Below are 20,196 nucleotides of genomic sequence, written 5' to 3' on the forward strand. Positions count from 1 at the left end.
GTGGGGTCCTCGCCGGGGTCCGGGAGGGCATCAGTCGGTGTCGAACCGCCAGCGGGTGGGTGAGCCGTCGAAGTCGTCGACGTCGAGCGCGAACACCCGGTGCGGCCGCACCCGGACGGTCGAGCAGACGGCAGGGTCCGGGAAGTCCGCGCCGCGGCGCGTCCGGTACTTGGCGTGGAACAGTTCGGTGAGGTAGTCGAGCACGCCCTCTTCGGTGACGAACCCCGCGCGCCCCTCCAGCACGACCGGGCGGCGGGCGTCGCAGGTGGAGACGGAGATCCGCGGGTCGAGGCGCAGGTTGCGGACTTTGCGGGAGCGTCGGCCGCTGCGGAACCACAGCTCCTGGGCGTCCCAGACCGCCCACACCGGCATGGTGTGCGGGCGGCCGTCCGGCCACACGCTGCACACCCAGTAGTCGTGGGACTCGCGCAGCCGCTCCTCGGCCCATGACCAGGGCAGCAGGCCACCGCCTTCGTCCGGCCCCTGGATTCCGTATCCGGGCATGAACGGGCGCCCTGCGCGTGGCTCGGTCATCGTGACTCCCCAGGCCATCCGATGATGTCCCCAGGATCCCATTCGAGGCGGGTTCGGGCCAGGGGGCATGCGGTGGGCCCGCCGCGGTGGTGAAGGCACCACACCGGGCGGTGGGGCGGGCTGGCCACTACCCGCAGTGACGAGAATTCGGCGTTCGCGCGGGTATCGTTACGCCACGAGAGCAGCCTGCGGGCCGGACGGGTACGGGGAACCAGCGGGCGGCAGCGGTTCGATGATCTCCACAGAGTGCTCACCCGCTCGCCACCCGCCGGTGGCCGGGACCGGTGAGGATGGGCGGAGCGGTTCCGCCGGATCAGACCGAGAAAGGCCGTGGTCATGTCGGGCTTGAGCGGTTCGAGGGGCCTGGTGCGCGTCGAGGGGCGCGCTACTCGCGCGCGGGCCGTTCCACCTCGCCGGCCCGTGATCATCGTGGCGCACCGCGGTGCCTCCGCCTACGCGCCCGAGAACACGCTGCCCGCTCTTCGGCTGGCACGCATCCACCATGCCGACATGGCCGAAATCGACGTGCGCCGGACCGCCGACGGCCACTTCGTCGTCATCCACGACCTGGATCTGCGCCGCACCACCGACGTCGCCGAGCTGTTCCCCGAGCGCCGGTCCTGGCGGGTCTCCGACTTCACGCTCGCCGAGATCCGCCGCCTGGACGCCGGCTCCTGGTTCGGCGAGCGCTTCGCCGGAGAGCGGGTCCCCACGCTGGCCGAGGCGCTCGACCTGCTGCGCGCCGACGGCCTGGGTGCGCTGGTCGAGCTGAAGGTGCACCGTCGCGATTCCGAGATGTGCCGGGACCTCGCCGACTTCCTGCGCGCCGAGCGGTACTGGCGCGCGGCCGGCAGCGAGGGGCGGTTGATCCTGCAGAGCTTCGACCGGGTCACCCTGCGCCGGGTCGCCGAGGCCGTCCCCGGGCTGCACGCCGCGGTTCTGGGCAAGACGTACGGGCGATTCGGCCTGCGCCGGATCGCGCGCTACGCGCGCCAGGTCAACCCCCACCACCTGCGGGTCACCGCGCCGTACGTGCGCCGCGCGCACGCCCAGGGCCTGACCCTTTTCGGGTGGACCGTCAACAATGACCATGAGATCCGGCGGATGATCCGTGACGGTGTCGACGGGATCATCACCGATTATCCCGACCGTGTGGCCGGGTACCGGACGCTGGCGGCCTGATCGTCGCGGGGACGTATTCATCGCAGGATCCGCAGGTCGGGGCGGTGTCGGGTGTTTCGGGGCGCCTGCGGGCGGCAAGTCTCCTGAACGAACTCTCAGCTTTTCCGGCGACCTCGGCGCGCTTGTCCTAGGATTCGTGCAAGAGGAGGATGCACGTGCATCTGGGCCTTGCGCATGCGCAGTCCTTCAGGAGTGCCGGTCATTCCCCACAGGTCGGTACTGGTGGCGATCGAGACGAGTGCAAGGGGACCGCGGTGACCGGACAGCCAGCCCAGGAATCGCTGGGGAGGACCGCCGACGGTGACGCCACGTCGGAGTTCGGCGACCCGAACGGACCGTGGTGGGTGCCGATCCTGCGGAACGGCGTACGTGGACGGGTCGACGGCCGCTCCGACCGCGGCGGCCTCGACGTTCTGTGCTGGAGTCTGGTGGCACAGACGGGGGCCCCGGCCATCGGGCGCGAGATCTGCGGGGGGGTACTGCGCGAGTGGGGGATGGCGGGCCTGACCGGCGACGTCCAGCTCGTGGTGTCGGAGCTCATCACCAACGCGCTGCGGCACGGGTGCCGCTGCTCGCCCGTCCAGGCGGCCGTCGGCTGCGCCGCGGACGTCCAACTCGGCATGGTGCGCTGGGGAGGCGAGCTCATCTGCGCGGTCCGGGACGAGGCCGACCGGCTGCCGGCCCGGCGCGAGCCCGAGTTCATGCGGGAGAGCGGCCGCGGGCTGCACCTCGTGGCGTCGTTCGCCCGGCGCTGGGGCGTCTTGCCCACCTTCCCGAGTGGAAAGTACGTCTGGGCGCTGTTCGCCTGAAACGGGTTCCCGAGTGCGGCCCCGACCCGTGTCCCCCGAACAAGCGTCCGCCGCGTCCCACATATAACCTGACACCTGTGCCACCGCCGGATCGTTCAGAGGCGCGTGGTCGTCAGCGATATCGTGTAACGACGATGCGCAGGGGATTCACAGCCGCGGGTTGACGGCCCCGGCGGAAAGGGAAGGGCCTGGCTTGGCGCCGACGGGTAGGAAGACGGCGGCCGCGGACATCGCTCGCCTGAAGAAGGGCAGCGGACCGACGGTGCGGCGCATGCTGCTCGGATCGGAACTGCGGAAGTACCGGGAGGCGCGCGATATCACGCGTGCGGCCGCCGGGCACCACATCCGGGGCTCGGAGTCCAAGATCAGCCGGATGGAGCTGGGACGCGTCGGCTTCAAGGAGCGCGACGTCGAGGACCTGCTCAAGCTGTACGGCGTCACCGACAAGCACGTCATCCGTACCCTGACCGACCTGGCCCGGGACACCAAGAAGCCGGGGTGGTGGCAGGAGTACGGCGAGTCCCTGCCCAACTGGTTCCAGGTCTACGTCGGCTTGGAGGAGGCGGCCAGCCGGATCCGGGCCTATGAGTCGCAGTTCGTCCACGGCCTCCTGCAGACCGAGGAATACGCCCGCTCCGTGATCTCGTCGGGGGTGCTGACGCCCACCATCGAGGTCGAACACCGCGTCGAGGTGCGTTTGCGGCGGCAGCGGCACGTCTACGACAGCACGGACGTGCGCCTGTGGGCGATCCTGGACGAGGCCGCGCTGCGCCGCCCGATCGGTCCCGTGGACCTCATGCGAAGACAGCTCGAACACCTGCTCAAGGCGTGCGACCACCCCAACATCACGTTGCAGGTCGTGCCGTTCGCAGCGGGTGCCCTCGCAGCCGAGGCAGGGACCTTCACGATCCTGCGCTACCCCGACTTCGAGCTGTCCGACATCGTCTACCTCGAACAGCTCACCGGCTCGATCTGCCTTGACCGGCGCAGTGAGATCGACGCCTACACCATGGCGATGGAGCGGTTGAGTGTCATCGCCGAGCAGCCCTCCCAGACGCCCGACATCCTCAAGGAGATGCTCAGCGACCTCTGAGCGTGCTCCCGACCGGTCGTACACGCGAACGCGCCAATGGCGGGAGGGGCCCACCCCCGACTCATGGGGAGAAGCCCCTCCCTCGCGCCGTGACCGGTTCGGCGCGATCACCCGACCCGCTGCGACTCCGCAGGTCCTCAGCTCAGGAAGTTGTCGAAGTCCCCGTCCTTGGCGCCCAGGATCAGCGCGTCGATCTCGGGCTGCGTGTAGACCAGGGCAGGGCCCTCGGGGAAGTTGGAGTTGCGCATCGCGATCCGACCGTCGGCCAGCCGGGCCATCTCCACGCACGAGCCGCGCGAGTTGCTGCGCTGGCTCTTCTGCCAGGAGATGTTCTGGAGTTCGGACGCCTTGATGCCGTTGTAAGCAGTCACGGGGGTAAAGCTCCTTCGCTCTTCATGTGTGCGGTAGACGTGATGCCTGCGGATGCATTGGATTATGCACGTGCATTAGCACCGTACTTTGAACATGATAGCGAACGTGCACCCGCTGTGGCGGGCTCTTTCGCGGTTTGTAGGCATGATGCAAGTGGCGGCAATTGCGCAGATGGGATTGCACGAAAGAGGCCCCGCCGCGGATGCGGCGGGGCCGGGGAGCGGCCGAGTGGCCGAGGGGGCTCAGGAGCAGCCGAGCCCCTCCTGGATGGCCGCCAGGTTGGCGCGCATGACCGAGGGGTAGTCGGTTCCGGGCGACTCATCGGTGATGCCCTCGACGGGGTCGAGCACCGCCGTCTTCGCGCCGGTCTCGTCGGCGATCGTCTCGGCGACCACCGGGCTGGCCAGGGTCTCGGTGAAGACCGTGGTGATCTCCTTGTCCTTGACCAGGCGGGCGACCTCCGCGATGCGGGCCGGGGACGGCTCGGACTCGGGGTCGAGCCCGCTGATGCCGACCTGGTTCAGGTCGTAGCGGTGCGCGAGGTAGCCGAAGGCGCTGTGGTTGGTCAGCAGCTCGCGGCTCTTGCACTCCTTCAGGCCCGAGGAGAACTCGTCGTCGATGGCGTCCAGCTCGGTGCCGACCCGCTCGGCGTTGGCGGTGTAGTCGTCGGCGTGGTCGGGGTCGGCCTCGGCCAGCCGCTCGGCCAGGCCGGTGGCGGCCTCGGCCATCAGCTCGGGGTCCTGCCACATGTGCGGGTCCTCGTCGCCGTGGTCGTGGCCGTCGCCCGCCCCCTCGTCGTGGCCGTGGTCGTCGCCCTCGTCCTCGTGCGCGTGGTCATGGCCGTGGTCGTGGCCGTCGTCGGTCGCGTCGTGGTCGTGGTCGGTCGCGTCGTGGTCGTGCGCCGCCTCGTCGAAGGGGAGCAGGTCGACCAGGTCGGCGACGTCCAGCGCGCGCTCGCCGCCCTCCTTGGCGATGGCGTCGTCCACGGCCGGCTGGAGGCCCGTGATGAAGAAGTTGACGTCGGCGTTGTGGATCGTGCGGATCTGGGGCGGGCTCAGCTCCAGGTCGTGCGGCTCGGCGCCGGGCTCGGTCAGGTTGGTGACCTCGACGTGGTCGCCGCCGACCTGGACGGCCAGCCACTCCAGGGGGTAGATGCCGGTGACGACAGTGAGCTTGCCGTCGCTTCCCTCGTCGGACGCGGTGCCGCATCCGGAGGCGGCCGCACCGACCGCCACACCCGCCGCGATGAGCGCGGCCACTCTTCCAGATCGCATGTCCCTCATCATGAGGAAAATGAAAATGATTGTCAATTTATCCGGACGTAACGGACATCTCACGTATGTCCAGGTGGCCGGGTCGCCGTCCGGCGATCCGGCGGGTGCGCGGTGGGTTCAGCTGATCTCGGCGAACCGCTCCACGTCGTCGGTCTTGCCCGCGACGACGATGACATCGCCCTTCTGCGGCACGGTCTCGGCGGTCGCGTAGGTGAACTGCTCGCCGTGCCGCTTGATGCAGACCACGGTGATGCCGTGCTTCGCGCGGATGCCCGACTCGCCCAGCTTGCGCCCGATCAGCTCGCGCGGCGCGCGGGTCTTGCCGAGCGCGAAGTCCTCCTCCAGCTCCACGAAGTCCAGCATCCGGCCCGACACGAGGTGCGCCACGCGCTCACCCATGTCGTGCTCGGGCAGCACCACGTGGTGGGCGCCGATCTGCTGCAGGATCCGGCCGTGCCGGCGGCTGACCGCCTTGGCCCAGATGTGCGGCACCCCCATGTCGACCAGGAGCGAGGTGGCCAGGATGCTCTCCTCCAGGTGGGTGCCGATCGCGACCACGGCCCGGGTGAACTCCTGTGCGCCGATCTGGCGCAGCGCCTCGTCGTCGGTCGCGTCGGCGACCACCGTGTGGGTCAGCGCGTCGGCATAGGCCTGCACCAGCCGTGGGCTGGAGTCCATGCCGAGGACCTCCCAGCCGTGCGCGACCAGTTCCAGGGCCAGCGAACTGCCGAACCGGCCCAGCCCGATGACGAGCACCCGCTTGTCATTGGTCTTGCTCCGCTGCACTGCTTACTCCTCAGGGTCTTCTCAACCGATGATCGGTCGCGATTCGGCCAGGTCGAAACGGCGGGTCCGCTCGCGCAGGGCCAGCGCCGAGGCGAACGTGACGGGTCCGATCCGGCCGGCGATCATCAGCACGATCAGCAGCGACTGCGCCGCCGGATGCAGGTCGGGGGTGATTCCGGTGGACAGGCCGACCACCCCGGATGCGGACACTACCTCGAACAGGATGGCGGTGAGATCGTACGGCGTGGTCACGAGCAGAACGACGGTGGAGACGACCACCACGGTCATCGACAGGAAGGTCAGGCTCAGCGCCTCGCGGATCGCCCGGGCGGAGATACGGCGGCCGAAGACATGGACCTGGGCGTGGCCGCGGATCTCCGTCCAGACCACCAGGAAGAGCACCGCCAGTGTGGCGACCTTGATGCCGCCGGCCGTTCCGGCGCTGCCGCCGCCCACGAACATCAGCATGATGATGGCCAGCAGCGTCGACTGGTCCATCGCGCCCACGTCGGTGACGTTGAACCCGCCGCTGCGCGGCATGATCCCGTGGAAAGTGCCGTCGATGAGCTTGGCCTGCCAGTTCAGGGGGCCCAGAGTCGCGGGGTTGGTCCACTCCAGGATGATCACGGTGACGGCGCCGGCGGCGATCAGCAGCACCGTGGTGGTGACGGTGAGCTTGGCGTGCAGCGTCCAGCTGCGCGGGGTGCGGAAGTGGCGCCGCAGCTCCAGCAGGACGGGGAAGCCGATCCCGCCCAGCACGGTCGCCAGGGCGATCGGGAGCAGGATGACCGGGTCACCGGAGAAGCGGGTGAGGCTGTCGTCGTACAGCGACAGGCCGGCGTTGTTGAAGGCCGACACCGCGTGGAAGACGCCGTGGTACACCGCCCCGGCCACGGAAAGCTCCTGGGTGGCCCACATCCGCGGGATGAGGATCATCGCGACGATGCCCTCGATGATGAAGCTGGCGGCGGCGATCCGGGTGACTACGCCGCGCACGTCGCCGACGGCGAGGCTGCGGGTCTCGGCCTGTGCGCTGAGCTGCATGCGCAGCCCGAACCGGCGGATCACCACGGCACCCAGCACCGAGGCCAGCACCATGATGCCGATACCGCCGATCTGGACCAGTCCCAGGACCACGAGCTGGCCGAAGACGGAGAGCTCCGACCCGATGCCGATGACGGCGAGCCCGCAGACCGCCAGTGCCGAGGTGGCGGTGAACAGCGCCTCGACGACGGTCAGCCCCTCGCCGTCGGCGTGCGAGACGGGTAACAGGAGCAGCCCGGCACCGGTGAGGTCGACGATGATGAACAGCGTCACGAAGACCTGGGCCGGACGCCCCCAGACGGAGGCCCGGGGGATGTCCTGGGCCGGGTCCTCCCGGCGGAGCCGTGGACGCAGCCGCCGGAGCAGGCGGCTGAGAGTGTCCCGGAGGCTCATTCGCATGGTTCGTCCGCTATGTGGTCGTCGACGGTGATCAATGGCGATGCTCCCACGAGTGGGCGCATTCGGCGGCACTGCGGCGCGCCGGTGGGGGTGGTGCGGCGTGTCACGCGGTGGTGTGACTCCCGGGCTGCGGCTCGGCCACCGGCTGGGGGCCGAGCTTGCGGTAGTGCGCGTTGCGCACCGAGAGCACGACCGAGGCCAGCACGGTGGCGGTGAGCGAGGCGAAGAGCACACCGGCCTTGGCGTCGCTGAGCATCTGCGGGTCGGCGGGGAACGACAGCTCGCTGATCAGCAGCGACACCGTGAACCCGATCCCGGCGAGGTGCGACATGCCGACGATGTCGATCCAGCTCAGCGACGGGTTGAGCTCGGCGCTGGTGAGCTTGGTGGTGACCCAGGCGCCGCCGGAGATCCCCACGAGCTTGCCCACGACCAGGCCGCAGATGACGCCCAGCGCGGCGGAGTCGGCGAACATCGTGCCCAGGCCGGTGAAGTCCACCCCGGCCGACATCAGCGCGAAGACGGGCAGGACCAGGCTGGAGGACCAGGGGCGGATGAGGTGTTCCATGCGCTCGCTGGGCGAGGACGACTCGTGCGGCAGCGGGGTGGTCCGCATGAGCATGCCCATGGCGACCCCGGCGATGGTGGCGTGGACACCGCTGGCGTGGACGAGCGCCCAGATCGCGATCGCGAGGGGGACGTAGACCACCCAGTTCGGGATGGGCGATCGGTCCAGCGCCAGGGCCAGGCCTCGGCCCTTCTGCAGGTAGCCGAAGACGGCCAGCAGGGCGATCGCGCCGGCCAGCGGAACGTAGGCGATGCCGGCGGTGTAGAAGACGGCGATGACGATGATGGCGCCGAGGTCGTCGACGATCGCCAGCGTCAGCAGGAAGGTGCGCAGTGCCGGCGGCAGGTAGCGGCCGACCACGGCGAGGATCGCGACGGCGAAGGCGATGTCCGTGGCCATCGGTATGCCCCAGCCCTGCAGGGCCGGTCCCTCGCGGAAGTTGATGGCCGCGTAGATCAGCGCGGGGACCACCATGCCGCAGACGGCCGCGACGATGGGCAGCATCGCACGCCGGGGATTGCGCAGTTCGCCGTGGACGAACTCGCGCTTGAGCTCGTTGCCGACGACGAAGAAGAAGACGGCCAGCAGCCCGTCGGAGGCCCACTGCTCGACCGACAGGTCCAGGTGCAGGGACTTCGGGCCGAAGGTGAAGGCGCGGACGGCCTCGTAGGCATCGTGCAGGCCGGTGTTGGCCAGGATGAGGGCGATGACCGCTCCCGCGATGAGCAGGAAGCCGCTGACGACATCGGATCGAAGCAGATCGACGAATCGGCGGCGCTCGGTCATGCGCGTTCCCCCAGGCAGCGGTCAGGGCCGGGCGTCCCGGCCGACGTGCCGACACGCTGCGGCGCACCGGCGAGAAGTGAAGGGGGGCCACGTCGCAGGCTCGAACGAGCCCGAACCAAGACTATGCCACCCGACCGTGCGGTATGTCGACCTGCTGGCTGTTCGTGCCGGGATGTGCCGCTCCCGCCGGGTCCGTCGGGCCTGATCCGTACCTCCCGATCCGTACCGCCTGATCCGTCTCGGTGGGTCGGCGCGGGCACCGCGCCGACCCACCGGCGCTCAGGCGTGGCGCGCCCCCTCGTGCTCGAAGTGGCCCTCGGGTTCCAACTGGAGGGTCGAGTGCTCCACATCGAAGTGGCCGGACAGGCACCGGTGGAGGTCGTCGAGGATCCGCCCGGAGTCGGCGAGCCGGTCCTCCTCGACCACGACGTGGGCCGACATCACCGGGATACCGGAGGTGATGGTCCAGGCGTGCAGGTCGTGGACGTCGATCACACCGGGCTGGCGCAGCAGGTGTTCGCGGACCTCGTTGAGGTCCATGTCGCGCGGTGTGGCCTCAAGCAGGACGTGCACGGCCTCCCGCATCAGGTTCCACGCGCGGGGGATGATGACCATGGCGATCAGCAGCGACACGATCGAGTCGGTGCGCTCCCACCCGGTGAACCAGATGATGGCGCCCGCGGCGAGGACCCCGACCGACGCCATGGCGTCGCCCATGACCTCCAGGTAGGCGCCGCGGACGTTCAGGCTCTCCTTCTGCCCCGACCGCAGCATGAACAGTGCGATGATGTTCATGACCAGGCCGAACGCCGCGACAGCCATGACGCCGAGTCCGGCCACGGGGCGGGGGTTGGCCAGCCGGTCGATGGCCTCGATGATGATGAACGCGCACAGGCCCATCAGCACCAGGGCGTTGATGGCGGCGGCCAGGACTTCGGCTCGTTGGAAGCCGAAGGTGCGCTTCAGCGACGGCGGCCGTGCGGCGATCCACACCGCCACGAGCGCGAGCGCGACGCCGAAGGAGTCGGCGACGGTGTGCCCGGCATCGGCGAGCAGTGCCAGGCTTCCGGTCGCGATCGCGCCGATGACCTGGATGACGGCGACGGTCATCATCATCGCCAGCACGATGGCCAGCCGTCCGCGGTTGGCGGCGCCGGCCGTCATCTGCCCGTGGCCGTGCCCGTGCCCGTGGCCCATGCGGAACTCTCCTTATGCCTGGGTCTCATGCCTGGGGGGCCGCGCCAGCGCAATCCGGGCGGCGCGGCCATAAGGAACGATTCACTCGAAACTGTTTATACAGCCTCGACTGTCAATACAGCAAGTGCTGTAAAATGGTTTTCATGTTGACCCCTGAGCAGCGACTCGCCGCGATCCAGCGCCTGGGCCGCGCCCTCGCCGATCCCACCCGCTGCCGACTCCTCCTGGCCCTGCTGGACGGACCCGGATACCCCGCACAGCTCGCCGAGCACCTGGGTCTTACCCGGCAGAACGTCTCCAACCACCTCGCCTGCCTGCGGGAATGCGGGCTGGTGTCGACCACCGCCCGGGGCCGTCAGGTGAGCTACGAACTCGTCGACGCCTCGCTCGCGCACGCGCTCAACGACCTACTCGACGTCGTCTGGGGCGTCGCGGAAGAACACGTGCCCCCGGGCGAGGAGGTCCCCGTCAAGGTCGGCTGAGGCCGACGGCTCGACCCGCTCCACTCTCCACCCGACTCCTCGCTTCTCCAGGCTGTCCGCGGGCGCCGGGGCCCCGCAAGCCCCGCCCCGCGCCTGTGGACGACCCGCGCCCTCAGGGGTACGCCAGGGGGAACCCCTGAGCCTCCACTGACAAATCCCTGAGATGTGCCTGATGTCGTGCTTTGCGTCATGTTGCGGCCCGCCGACGCGAAGTAACGTGTGACTCGCGTGCCCGGCATGTCCCCTTTCGGTCGATCACCGTCGACGGCCGCGGGGACCCACCCACTTTCCATCGCTCGTCGCAGCGATGCCGTACGCCATGCGAGAACCCTTCGAGGAGCGTCTGCACCCATGTCACCGAAGTCCCCGCGCCGTTCCGGCGAGCGCGCGCCGACCCCGCACCCGGTCGTCGCGCGGCTGATGATCGGGGGTCGCTCATGAACCGCCTAGCGAAGCTTTCCCTCGGCAACCGGGCGCTCATCCTGCTCATCACGCTCTCGGCGATGGTGTTCGGGGCGATCGCCACGGTGTCCACCAAGCGCGAGCTGATGCCGTCCATGGAACTGCCCATGGTCGTCGTCAGCGCCCAGTACGAGGGCGCCTCGCCGCAGGTGGTGGAGAACGAGGTCGCCACCCCGCTGGAACAGGCCGTCAAGGGCGTCAGCGGCATCACCAAGTACACCTCGACCTCCAGCAACGGCTCCGCCCAGGTCGTCGCCGAGTTCGACTACGGCGACGAGACCCAGGACGTCATCCGCGCCACCCAGCAGGCCGTCGACCAGGCCAAGCCGATGCTGCCGGACGGTGTCGACCCCGCCGTCCGCTCGTTCAGCTTCGACGACTTCCCCGTCGTGATGCTGGCGGCCGGTGCGGGCGACGGCGACGAGCAGGCGCTCGCCGAACCGCTCAAGGAGCAGGTCGTCCCCGAGCTGGAGTCGATCAAGGGAGTGCGCGCCGCCACCGTCACCGGTGTGCGCGAGTCCTCGGTCACCATCACGCCGGACGAGGACGAGCTCGCCGGCGCCGGACTGTCGGCCACCGACCTCACCGGCGCCCTGCAGACCAGCGGCCTGCTCACACCCGGCGGCAACATCACCGAGGGTGACCGGACGCTGACCGTCACCACCGGCGGCAAGCTGGAGTCCCTGAAGGACGTCGAGAACATCTGGCTGATGCCGGGAAGCGGCGGCGCGGCCGCCTCGGCATCGGCCGCGGCACCCGCTGCCGCCGGAGCGGCGGGCGCCGCCGCGGCGCAGCCCGAGCCGGTACGGCTCAAGGACGTCGCCGACGTCGAGCTCGTGCCCGACGACGCCACGAGCATCACCCGCACCGACGGCAAGCCCAGCCTCGGCGTCATGATCACCAAGACGCCCGAGGGCAACACCGTCGAGATCTCCGACGCCGTCAAGGCCAAGCTCGACGACCTCAAGCCCCTGCTCGGTTCCGACGCCGACATCAGCGTCGTGTGGGACCAGGCGCCCTACATCAACGATTCGATCGTGGCGATGGCCGAGGAGGGCATGCTCGGCCTGGCCTTCGCGATCGTGATCATCCTGGCGTTCCTGCTTTCGGTCCGCTCCACCCTGGTGTCGGCGGTGTCCATCCCGGTCTCGCTGCTCATCGCGATGATCGGCATGCAGGTGTTCGGCTTCTCCCTGAACATCCTCACGCTGGGCGCGCTGACGGTGTCCATCGGCCGCGTCGTCGACGACTCCATCGTGGTGCTGGAGAACATCAAGCGGCACATCGGCTACGGGGAGGAGAAGAGCACCGCGGTGTTCAGCGGCGTGCGCGAGGTCGCCACCGCCATCACCTCCTCGACCCTCACCACCATCGCCGTGTTCCTGCCCATCGGCTTCGTCGGCGGCATGGTCGGCGAGCTGTTCCGGCCGTTCGCCGTCACCGTCAGCATCGCGCTCGCCGCGTCGCTGCTGGTGTCGCTCACGATCGTCCCGGTGCTCGCCTACTGGTTCATGAAGCCGCGCACCGTGCCTCCGGAGGACCTGGAGCGCATCAAGGCCGAGGAGCACCGGCGTGAGCTGCGCTCCCCGCTGCAGCGCGCCTACCTGCCGGTCATCCGCTGGTCGACCCGGCACCGCATCCTCACCCTGGCCGCCTCGCTGCTCATCCTCGTGGGCACGCTGGGCCTGGCCTTCAGCCCGCTGCTGAAGACCGACTTCCTCGGCGACGACGGCCAGAACACCTACAACGCCACCCAGCAGCTGCCGGAGGGCACCTCGCTGTCCGCCGCCGACAAGGAGGCGGAAAAGGTCGAGGCGAAGCTCAAGGGCCTGTCGTACGTGGAGTCCTACCAGGTGTCGGTCGGCGGCGGTGGCGCCTTCGGCCCGATGATGGGCGGCGGCGCCGGGAGCACGCAGTACACCATCACCACCGATCCGGACGGCGACCAGGCCGACTACAAGGAGAAGCTGCGCACCGCGCTGTCCGAGGTCGACACCGACTCCGACGTCGTGCTCGCCGACGGCAACGGCTCCGGATCGGCGCTGGAGGTCCAGGTCAAGGCCGAGGACACCGAGACCCTGGAGAAGGCCGCGGGAATGGTCACCGACGCCGTCCGCGACATCCCCGGCGCCGCCGACGTGGAGAACAGCATCGCCGCCGCCCAGCCCGCGCTGGAGGTGCACGTCGACGGGGAGAAGGCCGCCGACAAGGGCCTGACCGAGGGTCAGGTGGGCCAGGCCGTCTCGGATGCCTTCCGGGGCGCCAAGGTCGGCACCGCCACCATCGACGACGTGCAGCGCGACATGGTCGTGCGCGTCGAGAAGGCGCCCGACAGCGTCGGCGACCTGGAGAAGCTGGAGGTCGCCACGCCCACCGGAGGCACGGTCGAACTGGCCGATGTGGCCAAGGTCGAGGAGGTCAAGCAGGCGCCGGAGCTGTCCCGAGCCGACGGCGTGCGCAGCGCGACCATCTCCGCCTCGCCGACCGCGGACGACCTCGGCAAGGTCACCCAGGAGCTCACCACGGCCGTGAACGACCTGGACCTGCCCGACGGCGCCACCGCCACCATCGGCGGTGTCAGCGCCGACCAGGCGGAGGCGTTCGCCCAGCTGGGCATCGCCATGCTGGCCGCCATCGTGATCGTCTTCCTGATCATGGTCGCGACCTTCAAGAGCCTGATCCAGCCGGTCATCCTGCTGGTGTCGATCCCGTTCGCGGCGACCGGCTCCCTGGGCCTGCTGGTGCTCACCGGTACCCCGATGGGGCTGCCCTCGCTGATCGGGCTGCTGATGCTGATCGGTGTCGTGGTCACCAACGCGATCGTGCTCATCGACCTGATCAACCAGTACCGCACCGACGGCATGGAGCTGCGCGAGGCGGTCGTCGAGGGCTCCCGGCACCGGCTGCGCCCGATTCTGATGACGGCGCTGGCCACCATCGGTGCGCTCACCCCGATGGCCCTCGGTATCACCGGCGGCGGGGCGTTCGTCTCGCAGCCGCTGGCGATCGTGGTCATCGGCGGTCTGGTCACCTCCACGCTGCTCACGCTGATCCTCGTCCCGGTGCTCTACACCATGGCCGAGGGCCGCAAGGAGCGGCGGGCCCGGCGCAGGCAGGCCAAGCTGGAGGCGGAACTGGCCGCCCAGCGGGCCGAGGCCGCCGAGCGGGAGAAGCAGGCCGCCTCCGCGTCGGCCGACACGACCGGAAAGGGCTGAGCACGGCAGTCGGGGCGGGCGCGGGGGACACCCGTGCCCGCCCCCGATTTTTTCCGTTTCTTGGCCCCCGCGAAGACTTCCCGTTGCGCGACACGCAACGTGGTAGCGGAGATTTGTGGTCGGGGCCGCACAGGCGGCAAGCTGCCCTTATGCAGAGCCAGGACCCTGAACTCGACGACCTCTTGCGCGATGAACTCGGCGGCGAGGAGCCGTCCGACGACGCCAAGGACTACGCGCGGCAGCTGTACGAGAAGTACCGGTTGCCGGAACCGGCCCAGCCGGCCGAGCCGGCCCCGGAGGAGGAGCCGTAGTGCCAAGGCCAGGGCGCCCGCCCGGCACCACCGTCACACGACCACAGCGACGGTCGGCGCCGCAGCCGCGACCACGGCCGTCGGCAGCGCCCTGCCGAAGACGCCGGTCACCCTGAGCGGGGCCGTCCCCACCCGGGAGGCCCCGTTCCGTCCGCCCCGCGGCGGACCCCCGTCGGACCGTCCGCCCCGCCGCGCTCGCCCGCTGGCGGCGGGGCGCACCTCAGGGGACCGGCGCGTCGTCGGTCTCCCACACCAGCTCGAACCAGACCATGCGCCCCAGTCCGTCGCGGCGGGGCTCGGTCCCCCACTTCGCGGACAGCGCCTCCACCAGGTCCAGGCCGCGCCCGTTCTCACTGGTGTCATACGGGTCGCAGTGCTGCGCGCGGGGCTGTTCGGCGCTGCCGAGGTCACGCACCTCGACCCGCGCCCAGCCCGGCGCCTGGTGGACGGTGACCTCGAACTTGCCCCCGGCGGCGCCGGACGCGCTGTGCGTCAGCGCGTTGGTGGCGAGCTCGCTGGTGAGCAGGGTGGCGGTGGTGAGTTCCGGGCAGGTGTACAGCAGCCGTGCGACGAAGCGGCGGGCGTGCTTGATCTGGTTGGCCAGGCCGGGGAACCGGCGCCGAGTGAGGAAGGCCGCGCCGGTCGACGCCTCCGGAGCGGGCGTCGGGGTGCAGGCGGTGGGAGGGGCCGTGGCCTCGGGTGGAATGGGGCGCTCTTCCATGGATTTCGCCGGACGTTCGAGAACGGATGGGTGGGACGCCGCCCGTGGGAGGTGGCGGCGGTCGGGCACGTCGGGCCTGACGTCGGCCCGCCGCGCGGGAGCCGTCACGTATCCGCTCCACAGCATGCGCTGCGATGTCAGGCCGGGGACGTACCACGATCACATGTTGTCGGTGCGGTCCCCCTCCACGTGTCCGGGCCGGTTCGTCCGGTCCCGGCGACAGGGGACCGGGGAAGAGGGTCGCGGTCGAAAAGGCGGTGCGGTGGATGGGCGTGGCGGACCGATTCCGCGAGCGGCGACATCCGGTCCACGGACAGAATACGCGGGTTGGCTTCTGATGAGCCAGGTGGGGGTGGTATGTCCGGCAGGAGACTATCGGGCGCCGTTGCTCTCTGGATATGGTCGGTTGCCGAATGCCGATATACGGTCACCCCCGGCGTGGCCGAATACGGTCGACCGGCCGGATGGGTGATGATCGGCGCGGGGCGCCTCCCCCGGGAGGCGCGGGCCCCGCTTCGGCGACCCGCATCGGGAGGTGGGCGCGAGTGATCCGTCTGCGCGGGGATGCGCGGGGAATTGTCGGCGCATTCACTCCGGATTCACCGCCCCGAGCGACTTGTGCGCCAATGTCGGGATCGGCCCGCGACGGCGTGCACCCTTCGCGGCCCGGACGGCCGGGTGGCCCCCGCCTGTCCGGTGACCGGTCCGGCCGACGGCCCCGCCACCGGTGTCGGCCGGACGAGCTCTCCCCGTACACGTGTCTAGGAGGACCCGTGCCAGAATCCGCGCCCCGTCGCCCGCTGCTGCCGCTCATCGGCCAGGTCGGCGGCGGGAGATCCCGGGCGACCTGTCGATTCCGCTGTGGGGACGCGTGCTTCCACGACGCCCCCAACACCAGTGGCAACGCGTACTTCGGCGACATCTTCACCGCGGTCCTCTCCCGCCGGAACGCGCTGCGGGCGGGCGCGGTCGGCGCCGGAGCCTCGGCACTGGGACTGGGGAGCCTCGGCCCCGCGCTCGCCGAGCCGGAGAACGGCGGCCGCAACCCCCGGCTGCGCTTCAAGAGCGTGGCCCCCAACAGCGAGGACAAGGTCACCGTTCCCGAGGGCTACGACCACAACGTGGTCGTGCGGTGGGGCGATGCGGTGCTTCCCGACGCCCCGGAGTTCGACTTCGAGGACCAGACCGCGGCGGCCCAGGAGAAGCAGTTCGGGTACAACTGCGACTACGTCGACTTCATCCAGCTCGACGACGACCGCGGGCTGCTGTGGGTGAACCATGAGTACACCAACGAGAAGCTGATGTTCGCCGGCTACACCGACGGCACCGACGTCGAGGTCGAGCAGATCCTCGTCTCCATGGCCGCCCACGGCGGGTCGGTCGTCGAGATCGAGCGGATCGGCGGCACCGGCGGCTGGCGGCTCGCAACCGGCGAGCGGCGCTTCAACCGCCGTATCACCGCCACCACCCGGATGGAGCTCACCGGACCGGCCGCCGGACACGAGCTGCTGCGCACCGGCCAGGACCCCACCGGCACCGAGGTCTTCGGCATGCTCAACAACTGCGCGGGCGGCAAGACCCCGTGGGGCACCATCCTCACCTGCGAGGAGAACTTCAACCAGTACTTCGTCGGCGGCGAGGGCGTCGCCGAGGAGGACAAGCCGGCGCTCAAGCGCTACGGCATCAAGGTCGAGGGCGACACCCGCAAGGGCAACCGCCGCTTCGACCGTGCCGAGGAGCGCTTCGACCTGTCCAAGCACCCGCACGAGGCCAACCGGTTCGGCTACGTCGTGGAGGTCGACCCGACCGACCCCGGCTCCACACCGCGCAAGCGCACCATGCTCGGCCGTATCAAGCACGAGGGCGCCACCACCCGCGTCACGAGCGACGGCAGGGTCGCGGTGTACATGGGCGACGACGAGCGCTTCGACTACATGTACAAGTTCGTCACCGCCGGCAAGTACCGGAAGGGATCCCGGCGGCACAACATGACGCTGCTGGACTCCGGCACGCTGTACGTCGCCAGGCTCACCGGCAACAGCCCGCCCGAGGAGATCGACGGCTCCGGGAGGCTCCCCTCCGACGGCGAGTTCGACGGGACCGGCGAGTGGATCCCGCTGTGCAGCGCCACCGAGAGCTTCGTCGACGGGTTCACCGTCGCCGAAGTGCTCATCCACACCCGGCTGGCGGCCGACGCCGCCGGAGCGACCAAGATGGACCGGCCCGAGGACATCGAGCCGAGCCCGGTCACCGGCAAGGTGTACGCGGCGCTGACCAACAACTCCGCCCGCGAACCCGGCCAGGCCGACGAACCCAACCCCCGCGGCCCCAACAAGTTCGGGCACATCCTGGAAATCGTCGAAGACCGCAACGACGCGGGCGCCGAGACGTTCACCTGGAACGTGCCGATCGTCTGCGGCGACCCGGAGGACGAGAGCACCTATTTCGCCGGGTTCGACAAGTCCAAGGTCGCGCACATCTCGGCGCCGGACAACGTCACCTTCGACGACCGCGGCAACCTGTGGATCGCCACCGACGGCCAGCCCGGCTCGCTGGGCACCAACGACCAGCTGTGCGCCGTACCGGTGGAGGGGCGCTTCCGGGGCGAACTCAGGACGTTCGCCACCGTCCCCGTCGGCGCGGAGACCTGCGGGCCGTTCATCACCGAGGACAACCTGACGGTCTTCATGGCGCCGCAGCACCCGGGTGAGGACGGCACCGTGGAGAACCCGCAGAGCACCTGGCCCGACCACCGGGGCTACCCGCGCCCGTCGGTCGTGTCGATCTGGCACACCCGCGGCAAGAAGGTCGGCCGCTAGAACCCGCGGCACCCGCCCCTCCTCCGTCGGTCTCGGCGACGTGCACCGGATTCCGGCGATCTTTCGGTGCACGTCGCCGAGACCGACGGGGGCCGGGGTGGGGTGGGGCGCAGGAGGCCCTGGTGGGAGGATGGGGGCCATGGTGCGAGAAGCAGATGTTCCCCGTTTGGACGTGCCGAGCGCGGGCGTCCACCGGGCCGACCCCGAGCGCTACGACGGCCGGATGCCCTACCGCCGCAGCGGACGCAGCGGGCTGGACCTGCCCGCGATCTCGCTGGGGCTGTGGCAGAACTTCGGCGACAACAAGCCGCTGTCCACGCAGCGCGCCATCCTGCGGCGCGCGTTCGACCTCGGCGTCACCCACTTCGACCTGGCCAACAACTACGGCCCGCCGCCCGGCTCGGCTGAGCTCAACTTCGGCCGGATCCTGCGCGAGGACTTCCGGGCCTACCGCGACGAACTGGTCATCTCCACCAAGGCCGGGTACCAGATGTGGCCCGGCCCGTACGGCAGCGGCGGCGGGTCGCGCAAGTACCTGCTCGCCAGCCTCGACCAGTCGCTGGCCCGCATGGGGCTGGACCACGTCGACATCTTCTACAGCCACTGCGCCGACCCCACCACCCCGCTCGAAGAGACCATGTCGGCCCTGGACGCCGCGGTGAAGTCGGGCAAGGCCCTCCACGTCGGCATCTCCTCCTACTCGGCGGAGCGCACCGCGCGGGCCGCCGCGATCCTGCGCGAGATGGGCACCCCGCTGCTGATCCACCAGCCGTCCTACTCGATGGTCAACCGGTGGATCGAGGAGCAGAACCTGCTCGACGTCCTCGACCACGAGGGCGTCGGCTGCATCGTCTTCTCCCCACTGGCCCAGGGCCTGCTCACCGGCCGCTACCTCGACGGCGTCCCCGAGGACTCCCGCCTGCGCACGGGCAAGGCCTTCCAGCCCGACTGGCTGAACGAGGACACCCTCCGGCGGATCCGCGCCCTGAACGACATCGCGCGCCGCCGCGGCCAGACCCTCGCCCAACTCGCCCTCACCTGGGCCCTGCGCGACGACCGCATCACCTCGGCCCTCATCGGCGCCAGCAGCGTCGAACAGCTGGAGGACAGCCTCACCGCCCTCCGCGGCCCCGCGCTCACCGACGACGAACAGACCGAAATCGACAAGCACGCCGTCGACCTGGGCATCAACATCTGGCAGCGGTCGAGCGAGAGCTGAGAGTCTGAACTAGCGTGGCGTTACGCCGTTGGCGAGGGACTTTTCGTAAACTCCTTCGAAACGCCCCCTCCCCCCTCTAGCATCATCCTTCGTCAGGAGGGAATGCCCATGCTTGTGGAACTGCAAGAGAAGCCGGACACCGACGAATACACCATGCGTGAGGTGGCGGAGCGGCTCGATGTTCCCGAGGGCTTCCGAGTGGAGATCCTCGGAGGAAGCATCATCGTGTCGCCGCCGCCGGTGCCCAAGCACTACGTGATCGCAAACGAGATCTACGATCAGCTGCGACCTGCTCTCACCAGAGACCGTCGTCCGTCGACCAACGGACCGGGGGTCGCCCCCGACGTCGATCAGGGCGACTACGCAATTCCCGACCTCGTCGTGGTCCCCACCGCTCGGTTCTACGAAGATGAGGGGCTCGTGCCCGCAGCCGACGTCGACTTCGTCATGGAGGTCGTGTCTACGGGGAATCCTCGCAAGGACATCCTGCTCCTTCCAGAGATTTACGCGGAGTGGGGCATCCCGGTCTACCTTCTCGTCGATCCGCGGACAGGCCACATCACCCTGTTCACTGAGCCCGAGGAGGGGGTCTACCTGCGGCGGAAGAACTTCCGGTTCGGTGATGAGGTGCGACTGCCGAAGTCGCTCGACTCGATTCTCCTCAGTACGGAGGAGTTCCCCCAGTACAGCAGGCGCTGAGGTTTCCAGAGCGCTGTCCCCGCCGCCGTGCCGCTCGCAGCGAGTGCGGCGGCGGGTTTCTTGTGTGTGCGGCTCCCGAGGTGAGGCGACCGCGGCCGTCCACATCCGCGTCTCGGAGTGTTGACACCCCTGGAGGACGGTGGTGCACTGAGGGCCTGCCTGCTGGGTCGGTCATGTGTCGGGCGCGAAGCCGATCATCTCGTCCTTTCGCATGGAAAGGTGCT

17 protein-coding genes are annotated in these 20,196 nt (G+C 69.7%); 9 read left to right on the plus strand and 8 right to left on the minus strand.

Annotation, left to right across the window (positions count from 1 at the left end; genetic code table 11):
- Nucleotides 1–30: 30 nt before the first annotated feature.
- Complete coding sequence (locus tag HNR23_RS03210; RefSeq protein WP_184073308.1) at nt 31–534, minus strand: pyridoxamine 5'-phosphate oxidase family protein; 504 nt, start codon at nt 532–534, stop codon at nt 31–33.
- Between the two features lie 429 nt (nt 535–963).
- Between HNR23_RS03210 and HNR23_RS03215 the strand changes: the two genes are divergently transcribed.
- The 3 genes from HNR23_RS03215 to HNR23_RS03225 all read left to right on the plus strand — a co-directional run bounded on the left by HNR23_RS03215 (nt 964) and on the right by HNR23_RS03225 (nt 3,618).
- Entirely contained in the window at nt 964–1,716 is a 753-nt protein-coding gene (locus HNR23_RS03215; protein WP_343070731.1) for a glycerophosphodiester phosphodiesterase, read from the plus strand.
- Nucleotides 1,717–1,970: 254 nt separating this feature from the next.
- Entirely contained in the window at nt 1,971–2,525 is a 555-nt protein-coding gene (locus HNR23_RS27365) for an ATP-binding protein (protein WP_184073312.1), read from the plus strand.
- A gap of 271 nt (nt 2,526–2,796) precedes the next feature.
- Nucleotides 2,797–3,618, plus strand: a complete 822-nt coding sequence (locus tag HNR23_RS03225) for a helix-turn-helix domain-containing protein (protein WP_184079799.1) — start codon at nt 2,797–2,799, stop codon at nt 3,616–3,618.
- Between the two features lie 137 nt (nt 3,619–3,755).
- On the opposite strand, the gene HNR23_RS03230 is transcribed toward HNR23_RS03225, so the two are convergent.
- From HNR23_RS03230 to HNR23_RS03255, 6 genes are all read right to left on the minus strand, one after another.
- Nucleotides 3,756–3,989 carry a DUF397 domain-containing protein gene (locus HNR23_RS03230; protein ID WP_184073314.1) on the minus strand — a complete coding sequence of 78 codons (234 nt, stop codon included), beginning with the start codon at nt 3,987–3,989 and terminating at the stop codon, nt 3,756–3,758.
- Between the two features lie 243 nt (nt 3,990–4,232).
- On the minus strand, nt 4,233–5,264 hold the full coding sequence (locus HNR23_RS03235; RefSeq protein WP_184073316.1) for a metal ABC transporter substrate-binding protein: 1,032 nt from the start codon (nt 5,262–5,264) through the stop codon (nt 4,233–4,235).
- Nucleotides 5,265–5,381: 117 nt separating this feature from the next.
- The gene (locus HNR23_RS03240) at nt 5,382–6,050 is read right to left on the minus strand and encodes an NAD-binding protein (protein WP_184073318.1); all 669 of its coding nucleotides are present in this window, start codon (nt 6,048–6,050) and stop codon (nt 5,382–5,384) included.
- 21 nt (nt 6,051–6,071) lie between these two features.
- The gene (locus tag HNR23_RS03245) at nt 6,072–7,493 is read right to left on the minus strand and encodes a TrkH family potassium uptake protein (protein WP_184073320.1); all 1,422 of its coding nucleotides are present in this window, start codon (nt 7,491–7,493) and stop codon (nt 6,072–6,074) included.
- Nucleotides 7,494–7,596: 103 nt separating this feature from the next.
- Nucleotides 7,597–8,847, minus strand: coding sequence for a Na+/H+ antiporter NhaA (gene nhaA / locus HNR23_RS03250; protein WP_184073322.1), 1,251 nt, complete (start codon nt 8,845–8,847; stop codon nt 7,597–7,599).
- A gap of 279 nt (nt 8,848–9,126) precedes the next feature.
- Nucleotides 9,127–10,044: a cation diffusion facilitator family transporter gene (locus HNR23_RS03255; protein WP_184073324.1), complete on the minus strand. Its 918-nt coding sequence runs from the start codon at nt 10,042–10,044 to the stop codon at nt 9,127–9,129.
- 134 nt (nt 10,045–10,178) lie between these two features.
- Between HNR23_RS03255 and cmtR the strand changes: the two genes are divergently transcribed.
- From cmtR to HNR23_RS03270, 3 genes are all read left to right on the plus strand, one after another.
- Nucleotides 10,179–10,526 carry a Cd(II)/Pb(II)-sensing metalloregulatory transcriptional regulator CmtR gene (gene cmtR / locus HNR23_RS03260; protein ID WP_184073326.1) on the plus strand — a complete coding sequence of 116 codons (348 nt, stop codon included), beginning with the start codon at nt 10,179–10,181 and terminating at the stop codon, nt 10,524–10,526.
- Nucleotides 10,527–10,963: 437 nt separating this feature from the next.
- The gene (locus HNR23_RS03265) at nt 10,964–14,203 is read left to right on the plus strand and encodes an efflux RND transporter permease subunit (RefSeq protein WP_184073328.1); all 3,240 of its coding nucleotides are present in this window, start codon (nt 10,964–10,966) and stop codon (nt 14,201–14,203) included.
- A 149-nt stretch (nt 14,204–14,352) separates the two neighbouring features.
- Nucleotides 14,353–14,514, plus strand: coding sequence for a hypothetical protein (locus HNR23_RS03270; protein WP_184073330.1), 162 nt, complete (start codon nt 14,353–14,355; stop codon nt 14,512–14,514).
- A gap of 220 nt (nt 14,515–14,734) precedes the next feature.
- Here the strand turns inward: HNR23_RS03270 and HNR23_RS03275 are convergent, their stop codons facing one another.
- A complete protein-coding gene (locus tag HNR23_RS03275) occupies nt 14,735–15,235 on the minus strand; it encodes an ATP-binding protein (RefSeq protein ID WP_184079801.1) in 501 nt (166 codons plus the stop codon).
- A 773-nt stretch (nt 15,236–16,008) separates the two neighbouring features.
- On the opposite strand from HNR23_RS03275, the gene HNR23_RS03280 reads away from it, so the two are divergent.
- From HNR23_RS03280 to HNR23_RS03290, 3 genes are all read left to right on the plus strand, one after another.
- Complete coding sequence (locus HNR23_RS03280) at nt 16,009–18,054, plus strand: alkaline phosphatase PhoX (protein WP_184073331.1); 2,046 nt, start codon at nt 16,009–16,011, stop codon at nt 18,052–18,054.
- Between the two features lie 139 nt (nt 18,055–18,193).
- A complete protein-coding gene (gene mgrA / locus HNR23_RS03285) occupies nt 18,194–19,273 on the plus strand; it encodes an L-glyceraldehyde 3-phosphate reductase (protein WP_184073333.1) in 1,080 nt (359 codons plus the stop codon).
- A 108-nt stretch (nt 19,274–19,381) separates the two neighbouring features.
- Nucleotides 19,382–19,972 carry a Uma2 family endonuclease gene (locus HNR23_RS03290; protein WP_184073335.1) on the plus strand — a complete coding sequence of 197 codons (591 nt, stop codon included), beginning with the start codon at nt 19,382–19,384 and terminating at the stop codon, nt 19,970–19,972.
- Nucleotides 19,973–20,196 lie beyond the last annotated feature (224 nt).

The organism is Nocardiopsis mwathae (assembly GCF_014201195.1).
GTDB lineage: Bacteria > Actinomycetota > Actinomycetes > Streptosporangiales > Streptosporangiaceae > Nocardiopsis_C > Nocardiopsis_C mwathae.